Annotated in this window: 12 protein-coding genes and 1 pseudogene; 10 read left to right on the top strand and 3 right to left on the bottom strand. The window is 34.0% G+C overall.

Annotated features, from left to right (window positions below; all coding sequences use genetic code 11):
- The first annotated feature begins 3 nt into the window (after nucleotides 1–3).
- From pstC to yjeM, 5 genes are all read left to right on the top strand, one after another.
- Nucleotides 4–903 carry a phosphate ABC transporter permease subunit PstC gene (gene pstC, locus ETI37_RS05280; protein ID WP_006587108.1) on the top strand — a complete coding sequence of 300 codons (900 nt, stop codon included), beginning with the start codon at nucleotides 4–6 and terminating at the stop codon, nucleotides 901–903.
- 3 nt (nucleotides 904–906) lie between these two features.
- On the top strand, nucleotides 907–1788 hold the full coding sequence (gene pstA, locus ETI37_RS05275) for a phosphate ABC transporter permease PstA (protein WP_006587107.1): 882 nt from the start codon (nucleotides 907–909) through the stop codon (nucleotides 1786–1788).
- Nucleotides 1789–1802: 14 nt separating this feature from the next.
- Nucleotides 1803–2555, top strand: a complete 753-nt coding sequence (pstB, locus tag ETI37_RS05270) for a phosphate ABC transporter ATP-binding protein PstB (protein ID WP_006587106.1) — start codon at nucleotides 1803–1805, stop codon at nucleotides 2553–2555.
- Nucleotides 2556–2572: 17 nt separating this feature from the next.
- Nucleotides 2573–3292 (top strand): phosphate signaling complex protein PhoU, encoded by a 720-nt coding sequence (gene phoU / locus ETI37_RS05265; RefSeq protein ID WP_006587105.1) that lies wholly within the window; start codon nucleotides 2573–2575, stop codon nucleotides 3290–3292.
- 124 nt (nucleotides 3293–3416) lie between these two features.
- Nucleotides 3417–4895 carry a glutamate/gamma-aminobutyrate family transporter YjeM gene (gene yjeM, locus ETI37_RS05260; protein ID WP_006587104.1) on the top strand — a complete coding sequence of 493 codons (1479 nt, stop codon included), beginning with the start codon at nucleotides 3417–3419 and terminating at the stop codon, nucleotides 4893–4895.
- A 63-nt stretch (nucleotides 4896–4958) separates the two neighbouring features.
- On the opposite strand, the gene ETI37_RS05255 is transcribed toward yjeM, so the two are convergent.
- On the bottom strand, nucleotides 4959–6398 hold the full coding sequence (locus ETI37_RS05255) for an APC family permease (RefSeq protein WP_006587103.1): 1440 nt from the start codon (nucleotides 6396–6398) through the stop codon (nucleotides 4959–4961).
- A 92-nt stretch (nucleotides 6399–6490) separates the two neighbouring features.
- Nucleotides 6491–7702 carry an MFS transporter gene (locus ETI37_RS05250; RefSeq protein WP_006587102.1) on the bottom strand — a complete coding sequence of 404 codons (1212 nt, stop codon included), beginning with the start codon at nucleotides 7700–7702 and terminating at the stop codon, nucleotides 6491–6493.
- Between the two features lie 176 nt (nucleotides 7703–7878).
- On the opposite strand from ETI37_RS05250, the gene ETI37_RS05245 reads away from it, so the two are divergent.
- Together ETI37_RS05245 and ETI37_RS05240 are read left to right on the top strand one after the other, a co-directional pair.
- Nucleotides 7879–10122, top strand: coding sequence for an ArnT family glycosyltransferase (locus tag ETI37_RS05245; RefSeq protein ID WP_006587101.1), 2244 nt, complete (start codon nucleotides 7879–7881; stop codon nucleotides 10120–10122).
- Between the two features lie 16 nt (nucleotides 10123–10138).
- The gene (locus ETI37_RS05240; protein WP_006587100.1) at nucleotides 10139–11098 is read left to right on the top strand and encodes a glycosyltransferase family 2 protein; all 960 of its coding nucleotides are present in this window, start codon (nucleotides 10139–10141) and stop codon (nucleotides 11096–11098) included.
- A gap of 52 nt (nucleotides 11099–11150) precedes the next feature.
- Here ETI37_RS05240 and udk read toward each other — a convergent pair whose 3' ends face one another.
- Entirely contained in the window at nucleotides 11151–11786 is a 636-nt protein-coding gene (gene udk, locus ETI37_RS05235) for a uridine kinase (protein WP_143458476.1), read from the bottom strand.
- 142 nt (nucleotides 11787–11928) lie between these two features.
- On the opposite strand from udk, the gene ETI37_RS05230 reads away from it, so the two are divergent.
- From ETI37_RS05230 to ETI37_RS05220, 3 genes and pseudogenes are all read left to right on the top strand, one after another.
- Nucleotides 11929–12372: a MarR family winged helix-turn-helix transcriptional regulator gene (locus tag ETI37_RS05230; RefSeq protein ID WP_034535768.1), complete on the top strand. Its 444-nt coding sequence runs from the start codon at nucleotides 11929–11931 to the stop codon at nucleotides 12370–12372.
- Nucleotides 12369–14105 (top strand): ABC transporter ATP-binding protein, encoded by a 1737-nt coding sequence (locus ETI37_RS05225; protein ID WP_006587097.1) that lies wholly within the window; start codon nucleotides 12369–12371, stop codon nucleotides 14103–14105. Before ETI37_RS05230 ends, ETI37_RS05225 begins: the two co-directional genes overlap by 4 nt.
- A pseudogene (locus ETI37_RS05220) lies at nucleotides 14105–15862 on the top strand (ABC transporter ATP-binding protein). Before ETI37_RS05225 ends, ETI37_RS05220 begins: the two are co-directional and overlap by 1 nt.
- Nucleotides 15863–15977: the final 115 nt, after the last annotated feature.

Raw genomic sequence — 15977 nt, 5'->3', positions numbered from 1 at the left:
GTGATGAAGCAAAATAAAAAGCATCTTTTATTATCTCCATCCAAAGAAAGTTATGAAGAAAAATGGGGAAAGACAATATCATATGGCTCTATTGCCTTAATTGGAATAGTCGTTATTAGTATTATTATTTTCCTAACTGGAAAAGGGTTAGCCTTATTTCTTAAAGATCATGCTAGTATTTGGGAGTTCTTAACCAGCAATAATTGGAATCCAAGTCATAATAGTTTTGGGGCATTACCGATGATTGTAACTTCTTTTGTAGTTACCTTACTTGCTGGTATTATTGCCGCACCTTTTGCCTTAATTATCGCTTTGGCAATTAATGAGATTTTCCCTAAGTGGTTTGGAAAGATTTTACAGCCAATAATTGAATTGCTAGTAGGAGTACCTTCAGTTGTATATGGTTTTGCGGGCTTAATTTTGATTACTCCTGTTTTAAGAGGATTTTTTGGAGGATCTGGATTCGGAATTTTAGCTGCGGTAGTAGTTTTATTTATGATGATTTTACCGACCATGGTTTCAATGATGGTAGATAGCTTACGTGCTACTCCTAAAAATTTCCGAACTGCAAGTTATGATTTAGGAGCGACAAGATGGCAGACGCTTCATATGGTTGTAATTCCATCAGCTAAAGGTGGACTTTTAACTGCAATAATTTTTGGAATGACTAGAGCTTTTGGTGAAGCTTTAGCTGTTCAAATGGTAATTGGTAATGCGGCCCTTATGCCCAAAAACCTAATGAGTCCTGCGGCTACATTAACTAGTGTTTTAACTACAGGAATGGGTAATACAATTATGGGAACAAGTGCTAATGATGCCTTATGGAGTTTAGCCTTAGTTTTATTATTAATGTCCTTAGTTTTCAATATTTTGATTAAATTGATTAATAAAAAGAGAGGATAAGCAATGAATGCAGAAAAACGTGATCATTTAGCAACTATTTTAATTAGTGGTGGAGCGATTTTTGCGGGTATATTAGTTATCTTATTCTTGCTTTATTTGATAGTAGAAGGATTACCTCAATTATCTTGGCATTTTTTAACAAGTGCGAGTGATTCTTTTAGTACTAATGGCGGAATTAGAGATCAGTTATTTAATTCTTTTTATTTAGTAGTTATTACATTGATTATTTCTATTCCGCTTTCACTTGGAGCAGCTATCTATTTAAGTGAATATGCCAAAGATAATATCTTTACGAGAAGTTTACGACTAGCGATTGAAGTTTTATCATCATTACCCAGTGTTGTAATTGGACTTTTTGGATATTTGATTTTTGTAGTGAATTTTAAAATGGGTTTCTCAATTTTGGCTGGTGCATTAGCTTTAACAATTTTGAATATCCCACTTTTGACTACAAATGCAGAACAAGCTTTAAGACAAATTCCATATTTGCAAAGACAAGCTGGCTTGGGTTTAGGAATGACCAAATGGAGAGTTACTAAAGATATTGTGATTCCAGCTGCTTTTCCAAGTATTTTGACAGGGGCTATTTTAGCTTCAGGGAGAATTTTTGGTGAGGCAGCAGCATTAATTTTTACTTCCGGACAGAGTTCAATTGCAGTTAGTTATAGTAATTGGAATCCGTTTGACCCAACAAGTTTCTTAAATTTAATGCGACCAGCAGAAACTTTAGCAGTAAATATCTGGAAGTTAAATACTGAAGGTTTAGTTCCAAATGCACAAGCGATTAGTAGTGGGGCAGTAGCAGTTCTAATTTTAACTATTTTGATTTTTAATGTTTCCGCAAGATTATTTAGTGCATACATTAGTAAAAAGTTAGGTAAGTAGCAAAGGAAAGAATAATGGATAAAATTGCGTTAGAATTAAAAAATGTAGGCGTTGCATATGGTGAAAAGCAAGTTGTAAAAAACGTTTCTATGAAATTCCCAAAAAATCAAATTTCTGCTTTAATTGGAGCAAGTGGTTCAGGGAAATCCACCTTATTGCGTTCAATTAATCGAATGAATGACGATATAGCAACTGTAACTGGTAAAATCATGTTTGAAGATGTCAATATTAATGATCCGAAGATTAATGTTTATCGTCTTCGCCGACAAATTGGAATGGTCTTTCAGCAGCCTACTCCCTTTCCAATGTCAATTTATGATAATGTAGTTTATGGCTTGCGTCTTGCAGGAGAAAAGCGAAAAGATATTTTAGATCAAAGAGTGGAAGAAAGTTTAAAACAGGCTGCTTTATGGGATGAAGTAAAAGATTCTTTAAATAGTAATGGTAATTCTTTATCTGGTGGTCAGCAGCAAAGATTGTGCATCGCTAGAACTTTAGCAACTAGACCTGAAATTATTTTAATGGACGAACCTACTAGTGCATTAGATCCAATTTCTACTAGTCAAATTGAGCAAACAATGCTTGAATTAAGAAAGGATTATACGATTATCATTGTTACTCATAATATGCAGCAAGCTAGTCGTTCATCTGATTGGACAGCATTTATGCATCAAGGAGAATTAGTAGAATTTAATAAAACTAGTGAAATCTTTATTAATCCGCAAAAGCAACAAACTAGTGATTACTTGAGCGGTAAGTTTGGTTAAAGGAGGATATTTGAGCAATGGGTGTAATGTTTGATTCAGAATTAAAAAAATTAAAGAGTCGCTTTGTTGAAATGGGACTAGATACTAATGAACAGCTTTATCAAGCTACTAAGGCTTTTTTAGACCATGATTCCGTTTTAGCAAAAAAGGTAATTAATGGTGATTTAGCAATCAACGATGAAGAAGTTAGTTTAGAAAAAAGAGCACTTAAACTAATTGCATTGCAACAACCTTTAGCTAATGATTTTAGAACTATTATTTCTATTTTGAAGGCAAGTAATGATGTGGAGCGCCTTGGTGACTATGCGGTTCATATTGGACGAGCTACTGTTCAATTAAAAGGAAATCACCATTCCCCAGAAATTGAACAGGCAATTGAAGAAATGAGTGCAGTCGTTCGTGAAATGTTAGAAAAAGTTTTAGATGCCTACGTTTATACTGATGAAAAAGCAGCTTATGAAGTAGCTAACCAAGATTTGAAAGTTGATATCATTTATGTCAGAGAACAAAAACGTTTATTGGAAAAGATGATGTCTAATGGGGAATCAATTCCTTCATATGAACAATATGTTAGTGTGATTCGGACGCTTGAGAGAGCAGGAGATCATATTGTAAATCTGGCAGAATGGGTTATTTATATTGCAAGTGGTAAGTTAGTTGAATTAAACCCTGGTAAGACTGACCCGGATTTAGTTGAAAAAGGCTTAAAAGATACTTCAAAAGCTAATAAAAAATAAAGATAGTACTGCGAAAGAGAGTTGGAATTCCCCAACTCTTTTTTTAAGTATACGGTTACAATTAAACGTGCTAAAATTTAAAAGATAAAACAAGGAAACTATATAGAAGGAAATATGTTATTTTATGAGTGATAAACAGAAGAAAATAGGACTTTTTAGTCTAATCATGATGATTTTTTCAAGCATTTTTGGCTTTGCCAATATGCCAGTAGCCTTTTTGCAAATGGGATATGCAAGTATTCCATGGTTTATTTTTGCCGCTTTGTTATTTTTCTTACCAGTATCAATGATGATTGCTGAGTATGGAGCAGCATTTAAAGATGACCACGGTGGAATGTATACTTGGCTTAAAGAATCAATTGGAGAAAAATGGGCTTTTATTGGTACTTTTATTTGGTTATCTAGTTGGATTGTTTGGCTTTTATCCATTTCATCAAAAGTATTTATCCCATTTTCAGCTTTAATTTTTGGAAAGGATATGACCCAAACTTGGGCTTTTGGACCTTTTAATGCTACACAAGTAGTTGGAATTTTAGCTATCTTATGGATGATTTTTGTTACTTTTGCAGCTAGTCATGGTGCAGAAGTGATTTCTAAAGTATCATCTGTGGGTGGTTATTTTGTGACTGGGATGATTTTTGTTTTTATCATTGGAAGTATTGTTACTTTGATTGCTGGTCATGGTCATTTATCACAAGAGTTGACGACTTCTTCACTATTTGTTTCTCCTAACCCTGCTTTTCAAACGCCAATTGCAACATTATCGTTTGTAGTTTATGCTATTTTTGCTTATGCAGGGATGGAAGCGTTAGGGGGAATTATTGATTCTGTTAAAGATCCAGAAAAAACTTTCCCTAAAGGGATGATGATTTCATCTTTGTTAATTGCAGCTGGATATTCAGTTATGGTTTTGCTTTGGGGAATTAGTGTTAACTGGAACGAAGTTTTGAACTCTAAAAGCGTAAACTTAGGGAATATTACCTATGTTATGATGGGGCATTTAGGCTATTATCTTGGACAAACATTAGGATTAAGCAATTCAACCAGTTTACTTTTACAAAGTATTTTTATTAGATTTGTTGGATTGGGTATGTTCTTGGCATATGTAGGTTCATTCTTTATCTTAATTTATTCTCCAATTAAGTCATTTATTTTAGGATCCAAGCATCTTTGGTCAGAAAAAATGACTAAATTGAATAAAGTAGGTGTTCCCGCACATGCAATGTGGATGCAAGCAATTTTAGTTTGTGTACTAATTTTCTTAATTTCATTTGGTGGTGGAGAAGCTAAGACTTTTTATACAATTTTGACTGATATGTCTAATGTTGCAACGAGCTTCCCATATTTGTTTTTAATTGCAGCTTTTCCATTGTTTAAAAAGAAGCAAAAAAACTTGCCATTTGAAGTATTTAAACATAAGGGATTTACCAATTTAGTGGTAGCCATTAGCTTTTTAATTGTGTTATTTGGAATTATTTTTACTTGTGTTGAACCATTTTTGCAAGGCGATTTGGTAACCGGATTTTGGACCGTAATTGGGCCAATTTTCTTTGGTAGTTTAGCATATGGTATCTATGCGAGAGCTGAAAAAAAACAAAAGTAATAGATTGATTATAAAAAAATAGGGTTTCGTAAGTATCGAAACCCTATTTTTTATCTAAATTTATTACTTATTTTTACTTTTTGCTAATGATGAATGCTTAATTCCATAGCTAAAGTAAATTATTAATCCAATAATGAACCATGCACCAGCTGTAAGCTTAGCAGCAGTATCTAAGCCTAGGAAAACGGCCAATGATGCAAGAAATGCTAAAGCAGGTAATACTGGATAAAATGGCATCTTAAAACTTGGATCTTTTATATCTTTCCCTTCACGCTTCCGTAATTTGTAGATTCCTAGTGTTACGAACATGAAAGCAATTAGCGTACCAGCAGAAACCATTTGAGCCAAGAAACTAAATGGTAATAATGCCCCTAAAACAACACTTACAACAGTTAAAAATATAAGTGCGTGATTTGGTAATTTGTCTTTATTAAGCTGCCCTAACCATTTTGGAAGCATACCATCACGACCAAATGAATAAACGAGTCGTGATCCCGCTAGCATCATTCCAATTAAGGCCGTAAACATTCCTACAACTGCAATAGCTTGAACAACTACTGCAATAATAGGATGTCCAGATTGACGCAAGGCCCAGCCGACAGGTTCAGCATTGTTAGCATATTCTGAATATGGAAACATTCCAACCAATACCAAGCCTACGCCAACAAATAATACTACAGCGATTAATAGGGAGCCCATAATTCCGCGGGGCATAGTTTTTTGAGGATTCTTTGCTTCCGCAGAGTTGGCAGCAATTGAATCAAACCCAATATATGACAAGAAAATGGTTGAAACCCCTTCATAAATTCCAATCCAACCACCAAAAATAGTTCCATCGCTGTTTACTTTTTGAGCAGGAATAAATGGGGTGTAATTTTCGGGATGAAGCGCAGTAATTCCAACTGCAATAAAAATAATGATTGCTAATACTTTTAAAACGACTAAGATATTTTGGACGCGAGCAGCCTCTTTAACTCCACGAGAAAGTAAGATAGCAATCAATAAAATAACTCCGCATGCGAAAAAGTCAAACAAACCACCATCAGTTCCCAAAGCTGCTTGGAGTTGTTTAGGAAGAGAGAAGCCCATTGGTGAAAGTAACCCTTGTAAGTTGGAAGATAAACCACTGGCAACAAACGCTACCGCAATAAAGTATTCAGCTAAAAGAGCCCAGCCAGCAATCCAACCCCAAAATTCACCAAATATAACATTAATCCAAGAGTAAGCACTTCCTGCAAATGGCATAGCAGCAGACATTTCTGCATATGCAAATGCCACTAACCCTGCGACTAAAGCCGCTAATAAGAAAGAGATTGTTACAGCTGGACCGGCATATTTTGCAGCAACTACGCCTGGTAGAGTAAAAATGGATGCTGAAACAATTGTTCCAACACCTAAAGCAAGAAATTCTTTGACGCCTAAAGTTCTCTTTAGGTGGGAATCTTTATCTTCATATACTGATGGATCTTCTTTTAAAGATAAACGTTCGAATAAATTCTTCAAAAAATCGCGCCTCCTTTTGAGTGCCTTTTAAAAACTTTTAAAGATTATATCAGATGCTAATGTTAGTGTAAACGGAAAAAGCAAGGAAAAAGTTAATTTTTCGACTTTTGTAAGTGGTTTAGTACGTTTATCTTAAATAAAAATAAATTAAAGAGTACAATTACAGCAGTAACTAAGAAAACCATGCTGTAGTTAGATAGACCTGATACAGTAGTACCTATTAAAGGACCAATTATGTTGCCGAGGTACATGGCTGATTGATTCCAAGAAAAGACTCTTCCAGTAATTGCAGCCGGACTATTTTTAGTTAGCATGGTTTGAACTTGAGGAAATAAACAAGCATCTGAAAAGCCAACTAGAAATCTTAAAATACCAAGTTCGATGGTATTTTGAACAAAGGCAGTCGCGAAAAAGAATAAACTGGCTGCTATAAAACCAGCAATAATAATTTTGTGAGTCCCAATTTTATCACCAAGTGCACCAAATTTAGAAGCTACAGCAAAAGTTGCAATTCCGGGTAAGGCTGCAATAATTCCAGAGATTAAAACTACATTTCCATGATTATGAAGTAGTTGCTTAACAAATAATGAAACAATAGGATTAATTGAATTGTTTGCTGCTTGAATAATCATAGTTGTAATTAATAGGCCAAAAATTAAAATTGGACTATTAAATTGCTTAATAACATCCTTAGTTTTATCAAGTTTAGCAGTATTTTTAGCAACGAAATTATCCTCTTTTACCCAAAGAAAGGACATAATAAAGGTAGTAAATAATAAAATACCAGTAATAAAAAAGGTAATCCGGTAACTAAAGATTGATGCCAAAAAACCTCCAACTAAAGGGCCAAGTAGTGTGCCAGCGGTAACTGAAGAAGCCATTGTTCCCATGGCTTGACCTGCTTTTTCTTTAGGTGTTTGTGTGGCAATTAAGGCATTTGAGTTTGAAACAAATCCAGCAAATAAGCCTTGCAAACATCGCAAAGCAAAAAGTTGATAGACGTTTGTGACGAGCCCCATAGCTCCGATTGCTATTGCCATTCCAAATGAAGCTCTTAAAATCATCAACTTTCTTCCTTTTTTATCGGCTAATTTCCCCCACAAGGGAGAAGTAATTGCTGAAACAATGTACATACCAGCATAAATAAAGCCAGACCAAAAATTTAATTCTTGATGGGAAAAATCACCTAAACTTGCTACATATAATGGTAGAAAAGGCATGATTTCTGAAAATGCAATTCCTGCGATAAAAACTGCTATAGATAAAATAAATAAATTCTTTTTCCAAATATTATTTGTAACCATACAAGCGCCTCCTTATCAGCTTTCTTAATTATAGATGATTTGAAAATATATAGATTAAAATTCAGCAAATATATCTATTTTTATTACAAAATAATCACAATTTAGTCATAAAGCAAGTTTACACTTTTAAATAAGCTAAATGAAATATTTGGTGTAAGAATAGAGGAGGCATACCAATGAAGCAAAAAATGCGAGAGAAAATAAAAAAAATAGACTATTGGTTGGTCGCAATTTTAATTTTAGCGGCCTTCCTCTATGGTTGGAACATTTGGAAAGCAGGTTATGCAAATCAATTTTATACAGCAGCAATAGTATCAATGTCAAAAAGCTGGAAAGCATTTTGGTATGGTAGTTTTGACCCTGCTAGTTTTATTACAGTTGATAAGCCTCCTGTAGCTTTATGGTTTATGGTGATTTGTGTAAAAATATTTGGCTTCCATTCATGGAGTATAGTATTATCATCTGTACTCTTTGGAATCGGATCAGTATTTTTAATGTACAAGTTGATCAAACCATATTTTGGTCGCTTGGCAGCCAACTTAGGCGCCTTGTTTATGACGTTAACACCAATTGTGGTCGCAAATTCAAGAACCAATAATATGGATGCTACTTTAGTTTTCTTCCTGCTGTTAGCAGGATATGTCTTACATAAGGCTATCTTGAAGCATAAGCCATTATTAGTTCTTGTTTCATTTGCATTAATAGGTATTTCTTTCAATATTAAAATGTTGCAAGCATTTATGGTTTTACCGGCAATGTATTTCTTCTATTTTATTGCCAGCAAACAAAATTGGAAGAAAAAGACCCTTTGGACAATTGCGGCAACTGCAAGCTTAGCAGTATTTACCTTGGCATGGCCATTGGCAGTTGATTCAACTAATAAAAATAATCGACCATATATTGGTAGTTCTTCTACTAATTCCGTTTTGAATTTAGCTTTTGGTTATAACGGTACAGAAAGATTATTAGGTCAAAGTACAGGTACTGGCGGTGCCTTCCCAGGAATGAATAGTAAAAATAATTCATCCAAGTCAGGAAATGCTCCTAGTGGTACTAAAACTGGAAGCATGAAAAAGCCGAGCGGAACTAACCCGGCTAGTTCAGGAAAACGTCCACGTGGTCAAATGGGACAAGGTGGTCCTAGTGCTGGTGGCCCTGGTGGAACTAATTCTAATAAACAGATGCCAGGAAAGAATCAGGCTCCTTCAAATTCTACTAAGACAAAACGTCCAAGCGGATCAATGAAACGTCCAAGTGGTAAGATGGGGCAAGGTGGCCCTGGTAGAAAAGGTGGAGGCCAAGGAGCTGGTGGTGGTATCTTTAATGTAGGAACCGCCGGTCCATTTAGAATTTTCCAAACTGCTCTTGGTCAACAAGTTTCATGGCTATTGCCACTATCACTAATTGGTTTTGTAATAGCTTACTTCAATGAATGGCGTAAGAAGAAAAAGTGGTTAAAATTTAATAAACGCCAAACTCATTTATTGTATTGGCTTGGTTGGTTAGTTCCTGTTTATGGATTCTTTAGTATGGCTCAATTCTTCCATCCATACTATATGATTATGATAGCTCCACCAATTGCTGCTTTGGCTGCTATTGGGATTGCATCATTTGTTGAAAATAGAACTAAGAAGAAAGCTGCAGAAAAACTTGAAGATATTAATTCAGAAACAGACGGTCTAACTGCTGATAATATGGCTGAAATTGAGAAGGAAACTAAATTTGCTTCTAAAGCTAATACTTATCTAATGGCTTTTGCAGTTTTAGCAACTGCAGGGTTGCAAGCATGGTATGTTTACGAATATTATCCATGGGCAACTTATTTATTAGTAATTGCGGGATTATTAGTTTCAGGCTATATAGTAATCTCAGCTAAGAAGTTTAATAAAAAGGCAAGTTTATCTGCAATTTTAGTAACATTATTATTAGCTCCAGGATTTTGGTCATTAACCCCAACTCTTTCTGGAGAAAGTGCAGCTGTACCAACTACTGGGCCAAGCTTACTATCTTCAAATAATGTAAATGACTCATTTGGCTCAGGTAGTGTAAATACTAAGTTAATTTCATATTTAGAAAAGCACAATGGTAGTGCAACATACTTATTTGCAACCATGGATTCTAATACTGCTGCTCCATATATTATAAAGACTGGTAAAGCCGTCATGACTATTGGTGGTTATAACGGTACAGATAATGCAATTAGTTTAAAGAAATTCAAGCAATTAGTTAAGACAGGAAAAGTTAAATACTTCTACTTGACTAATGATAATGGTAACAATAGTTCAATTGTAAAATGGGTAAAGAAATATGGTACTAAGGTTAGTGCAAGTGAATATGGTGGTAGCTCAACTAGTTCTCAATCAATGGGACGAGGCCCTGGCAATTCAACCGGAACCTTGTATAAGCTATCTATTAAATAAAAAGGAGTGATTTAAGATGGCTGATAAAGTATTGACAATAGTCGTTCCATGCTATGATGAGCAGGAAGTATTGCATGAAACATCTAAATTGCTCAAAAATATAATTGATGATTTAATTGAACAAAATAAAATTAGCGTTAATAGTAAAATCTTATTTGTTAATGATGGTAGTAAAGACAAAACTTGGGAAATTATTGAGCAGTTACAAACCCAAGAAAAAGTTTTTACAGGAATCCGTTTATCAAGAAATTTTGGACATCAAAATGCAGTGATGGCAGGACTTAGTCGAGCAGTTTGGTATTCAGATATGATGATTACAATTGATGCTGACTTACAAGATGATATCCAAAAAATTTATGAAATGGTTGATAATTTCTATCAGGGATTCGATATTGTCTATGGAGTTCGCAATAATCGTGATACGGATACCGGCTTTAAACGTACCACTGCTGAAGCCTATTACTGGTTGATGACTAAAATGGGTGTTAATTTGATACCAGATCATGCTGACTATCGGTTAATGAGCAAAAGAGCAGTTGAAGCTTTGCTTGAATACCATGAAGAAAATTTATTCTTAAGAGGTATTGTTCCAGAATTAGGTTTTAATACAACTAAAGTTTATTACAAGCGAAAAGAACGCTTTGCTGGAGAAAGTCATTATCCTCTAAAAAAGATGCTTAGCTTAGCAATCAATGGGATAACCTCATTTACAATAGCACCTATTAAGGTTATCTTATACCTAGGGATATTAATGGTTCTCTATGGTGGAGGTGCATTGGTATTATTAGGCCTTACTCATCATATGAGTGATTATCGTTCATTGATTAACTCCCTTTGGCTATTAGGAGGCATTCAATTAATTACATTAAGTATTATAGGTACTTATGTTGGAAAAGTTTTTAATGATGTAAAAAAGCGTCCTAGATTTATCATTGAAGATGATACCTATAGCGACAGTATGAAAAAAGTTCGCTAATCTAATCAAAAAAGGCATTAAGGAATATCCTTAATGTCTTTTTTTGTTTTTTTTAATCATTAGCTAAAACAGAGCGCATCTTTGTAGTTAACATGTCGATAGCAACGTTATTTTCCCCACCTTCTGGGACAATAATATCTGCGTATCGTTTAGTTGGTTCAATAAATTGATGATACATTGGCTTAACAGTAGCTAAGTATTGATCGATAACTGAGTCAAGTGAACGGCCGCGTTCTTTTAAATCCCGTTCTAAACGGCGGATAAAGCGAATATCATCATCTGTATCAACATATACTTTGATATCCATTAAGTCACGCAAATCTTCATCTGCCAAAACTAAAATTCCTTCTAAAATAATTATATCAGCAGGTTCAACATGAATTGTTTTGCTACTACGAGTGTGCTCGGTAAAGTCGTATACAGGCATTTCGACCGCTTTTCTGTGCATTAGTTGATTGATTTGAGCAACTAATAATGGCATATCAAATGCATCAGGATGGTCATAGTTAATTTTTGGACGCTCACTCATTGGAATCCCAGTATTATCTTTATAGTAAGAATCTTGAGTTAGTGTAATGATATGATCATCATCATTAATCAAACGGGCTACTTCGTGGGCAATGGTGGTTTTACCTGAACCAGAACCACCAGCAATCCCAATTACAATTGGACGTTTTAATTCAGTCATAATCTTCTCCTTGTCATAACTTTAACTAGTATAACCCTTACTCTAGTGGGGGTCTAGCCTTAATTTTAAGAAGTTGAAATAAATTAATTGACTTACGTAGTACCATATACTATATTATTAAAAGTATATGGAGGGACTAATTATGAAATACGTAAAAATGACAGAGAAGATGAATATGGCAATTATTAATTCGGGTAGAGCATACCAAACATGGGATATGAATAATGGATTGCCAACATATTTAAGTGTAATTTTATATGAACTTTTTTATCATGAGTGTTTAAGTCAAAAAGAATTAGTGGAGCGATCAGGTATTCCTAAGCAGTCAATTAATAAAGGAATCAAGATGCTGCAAGAGAAGAACTATTTGATTTGCGAATATAACGGGGGAGATCGCCGAGTTAAGGAATGCTATTTAACTAAAGCGGGGATTGAATACGCAAAAACAAAAGTGGGACCGTTATTTGATTTAGAAGATGAAATAATTGATCAAATGGGAGTAAAAAGAGTAGAAAAATTAACTGAATTACTTGAAGAATATAGTCACACTTTGTGGAAACTGGTTAAAGAAGGTGAAAAATCATGAGTTTGTTTCAAATATTATTTCGCCATTTGAGGCAATATCCTAAAGACATTTGTGGTGCATTAATTGCAATGCTTCTGTCTGCTTTGGCAGTTTTATATCAACCACGTTTGCTTGAATCAATTCAAAAAGATTTATTGAAAGGGGATACAAGCAAAGTTATCTCTGATAGTATCTGGATTATTGGTTTAGGACTAATTGCAATTGTAGCAGGGGTTTTAAATGTATATTTTGCTGCGAAATTAGCTCAAGGGGTAACGAGTGATTTACGTGAAGAAGTATATGAAAAAATTCAGAGCTTTTCGTATGCTAATATAGATACTTTTAGTACCGGAAGTCTTACTACTAGATTGATTAGCGATATGAACCAAATTATGAACTTAATAATGAGCATTTTTATGCAGTTACTGCGTTTACCAATTATATTAGTAGGTTCATTTGTTTTGGCAATCATTACAATACCTAGGTTTTGGTGGATAACTCTCTTAGTTTTAGTAGTTTTAACTATAGTTGGACTATTTATTTTAAAATTGGTTAATCGCCAATTTGAACAATATCAAGTTCGTTTAGATAAGGTGGCTAACTTAGCACAAGAAAATTTACTTGGAATCAGAGTAGTAAAGTCTTTCAATCAAGAAGATAGGCAAGTCAATAAATTTTCACTAGCTAGCGATGCTTTAAATCGCTTAAATTTAAATATTGGATATCTAATGAGTGCGGTAATTCCAGCTTTTTCAATCATTGCCTATATTGCTATCTGTGCAGTAACTACTATGATTGGATTGCAAATTAAGCTTCATCCAACTGATATTGCAGTAATAAGCCCCTATGTAAATTATATTTTGACGCTATTATTTGTGGTTTGGATTATTGGAATAGCACTTATGAATGTCTCTCGAGGAAAGGTTTCTTTAGGTAGAATAAAAGAAATTTTGGATACCAAGCCAAGCATAATTTTTAATGAAGCTGCACCAGACGATACTTTATCAGGTGATGTGGAATTTGATGATGTATCTTTTACTTATCCGGGAAATACCAAGCCTACGCTACAACATATTAGCTTTAATGTTCAAGCAGGAGAAATGATTGGTATTGTTGGCGCTACTGGTTCTGGTAAGTCAACGTTAGCGCAATTGATTGCTAGATTGTATGATCCAACTTCAGGCATCATCAAAATAGGTGGAAGTGATTTAAAGAAAGTTAATGAAAAAGCATTACGTAAAAGTGTTTCCTTTGTCTTGCAAAAAGCAATTCTATTTTCGGGGACAATTGCTTCTAACTTAAGGCAAGGGAAATCAGATGCTACAAAAGCTGAGTTAGAACGTGCAAGTGCAATTGCTCAAGCCTTTGAATTTGTAAGAAATTATCAAGATGGGTTTAATCATGAAGTGCAGGAAAGATCAGCTAATTTCTCAGGTGGGCAAAAGCAACGCTTGTCAATAGCCCGGGGAATAATTTCTAATAGTCCAATTTTGATTTTAGATGATTCAACTAGTGCTCTTGATGCAGAATCAGAAAAGAAAGTTCAAGATGCACTAGAACACAAGCTAAAGGATACTACTACTTTTTTAATTGCAGAAAAAATCGTTTCAGTAAAAAATGCAGATCGAATTTTGGTTTTAGATGAGGGAAAGTTAGTTGCTCAAGGTACTCATGAAGAACTATTGAAAACGTCTAATATTTATCAAGAAATTTTTAAAACACAGCAAGCTAGAGAAAAGAGAGGTGAACTTTAATGAATAATAGCAAGTCAGCTCTTAAATACTTTTATAAATATTTAAAGCCACATTGGAAGGCTATATTTTGGGTAACTGTTTTTTCTTTGATTTCAACCTTTCTGCAGGTATTAGCTCCTACTTATTTGGGAAAAGCGGTTACTAAGTTGACATCATATGTTGCTAATGGTGGGAGTATTAATTCTTTTCTTGAAATAGTTGCTTTTCTTGCCGCGAGTTATTTATTGTCAACTGTAGCAATTTTTATTTCCTGGGTAATAATGTCTAATTTTACCGCTCATGCTAATAATTCCATGAGAAAAAATCTATTTAACAAGTTACAAAGAATGACTATTCGGTATTTTGATACTCATCAAGATGGAAAAATATTGTCATTATTTACTTCAGATTTAGACAATATTTTCAATGCGATGAATCAGGCTATTTTTGAATTGATTGCGCAAGTGAGCTTGTTTATCGGGACTATTTATATAATGTTCAAAATAAACGTGAAAATGGCCTTATTTACGGTTATGACATTACCTTTAGCACTTATTTTGGCTTTAGTTTTAATTAAAAAAGCTCGCAAGTATATTGGATTGCAACAAAAAGAAATTAGTAACTTAAATGGTTTTATTAATGAACAGCTGAATGGGCAGGCTGTTATTATAACTAATGGCTTACAAAAACAGTCTGTTCAAGAATTTAAAGAATATAATAAGGCAGTTCGTAATGCAATGTTCAAAGGACAATTTTACTCAGGAATTTTATTTCCATTAATGAATGGTTTAGCTACTTTGAATTTTGCAATTGTAATTGCTGGCGGTACATATTTAATTTTAACTAATCAAGTATCTATGGCGGCCGGCTTAGGGTTAATGGTAATGTTCATTGAATATTTTTATACCTATTTCCAACCGCTTACTTAGCTTTCTTCATTATATAATTTAATTGAATTAGCTTTGACAGGAGCGAAAAGATTAGCAAAAGTTGAGCAAGAAAAAGAAGAAAAGCGTGTAAGTGATGGAAAAGAACTGACTCCTTTGAAGCAGGGATTAGCCTTAGAAGATGTCCATTTTGGATATAATAAAGATAAAGAAATTTTGCATGGAATTAATATTTCTGTTCCTAAAGGGAAAACTGTTGCTGTAGTTGGTCCAACAGGCTCTGGAAAGACGACGATAATGAATTTAGTAAATCGTTTTTATGATGTTGATTCTGGACGAATTACTATTGATGGTACAGATATTCGTAAATTTACAATTGCTTCACTTAGAAATAGTGTCGGAATTGTTTTACAAGAGTCAGTTGTGTTTTCGGGAACCATTTTTGAAAATATTGCCTTTGGCAAGCAAGATGCGACTTTAGCTGAAGTAGAGGCTGCAGCAAAGAAAGCACAGATTCATGATTATATTTTAAGTTTGCCCAAGGGTTATGAAACAGAGATTAGCGAAAATGGTGATACATTTTCAACAGGACAAAAGCAATTAATTTCAATAGCAAGAACTTTACTAACAGATCCGGATTTTCTAATCTTAGATGAAGCTACTTCAAATGTTGATACTGTCACTGAAGAAAAAATTCAAGTAGCAATGGATGAGGTGGTTAAAAATCGAACTAGTTTTGTAATCGCTCATCGACTCAAAACTATTATCAATGCAGATAAAATTGTAGTTCTCAAAGATGGTACCGTTCTTGAAGAAGGCAGTCATAAAGAACTTCTTAACCGAAAAGGATTTTATTATAAGTTATATACAGATCAGATGGTATTGGATTAAATTTAGACAAATATTGAATTAAGTTAGCATGTAAAAGTGCTAACTTTTTTAATATCTGATAAAAAAAGGTAAAATAGATTTATGTACTTATATTCAATATTTGAAAGGAGAACTA

The organism is Lactobacillus mulieris, assembly GCF_007095465.1.
GTDB lineage: Bacteria > Bacillota > Bacilli > Lactobacillales > Lactobacillaceae > Lactobacillus > Lactobacillus mulieris.
This window is presented reverse-complemented; position numbering and strand designations above follow the sequence as displayed.

Bases quoted from the DNA above. Each gene is read 5' to 3' on its own strand.
- pstC (WP_006587108.1), top strand. From the start codon at position 4: ATGAAGCAAAATAAAAAGCATCTTTTATTATCTCCATCCAAAGAAAGT.
- pstA (WP_006587107.1), top strand. From the start codon at position 907: ATGAATGCAGAAAAACGTGATCATTTAGCAACTATTTTAATTAGTGGT.
- pstB (WP_006587106.1), top strand. From the start codon at position 1,803: ATGGATAAAATTGCGTTAGAATTAAAAAATGTAGGCGTTGCATATGGT.
- phoU (WP_006587105.1), top strand. From the start codon at position 2,573: ATGGGTGTAATGTTTGATTCAGAATTAAAAAAATTAAAGAGTCGCTTT.
- yjeM (WP_006587104.1), top strand. From the start codon at position 3,417: ATGAGTGATAAACAGAAGAAAATAGGACTTTTTAGTCTAATCATGATG.
- ETI37_RS05250 (WP_006587102.1), bottom strand. From the start codon at position 7,702: ATGGTTACAAATAATATTTGGAAAAAGAATTTATTTATTTTATCTATA.
- ETI37_RS05245 (WP_006587101.1), top strand. From the start codon at position 7,879: ATGAAGCAAAAAATGCGAGAGAAAATAAAAAAAATAGACTATTGGTTG.
- ETI37_RS05240 (WP_006587100.1), top strand. From the start codon at position 10,139: ATGGCTGATAAAGTATTGACAATAGTCGTTCCATGCTATGATGAGCAG.
- udk (WP_143458476.1), bottom strand. From the start codon at position 11,786: ATGACTGAATTAAAACGTCCAATTGTAATTGGGATTGCTGGTGGTTCT.
- ETI37_RS05230 (WP_034535768.1), top strand. From the start codon at position 11,929: ATGAAATACGTAAAAATGACAGAGAAGATGAATATGGCAATTATTAAT.
- ETI37_RS05225 (WP_006587097.1), top strand. From the start codon at position 12,369: ATGAGTTTGTTTCAAATATTATTTCGCCATTTGAGGCAATATCCTAAA.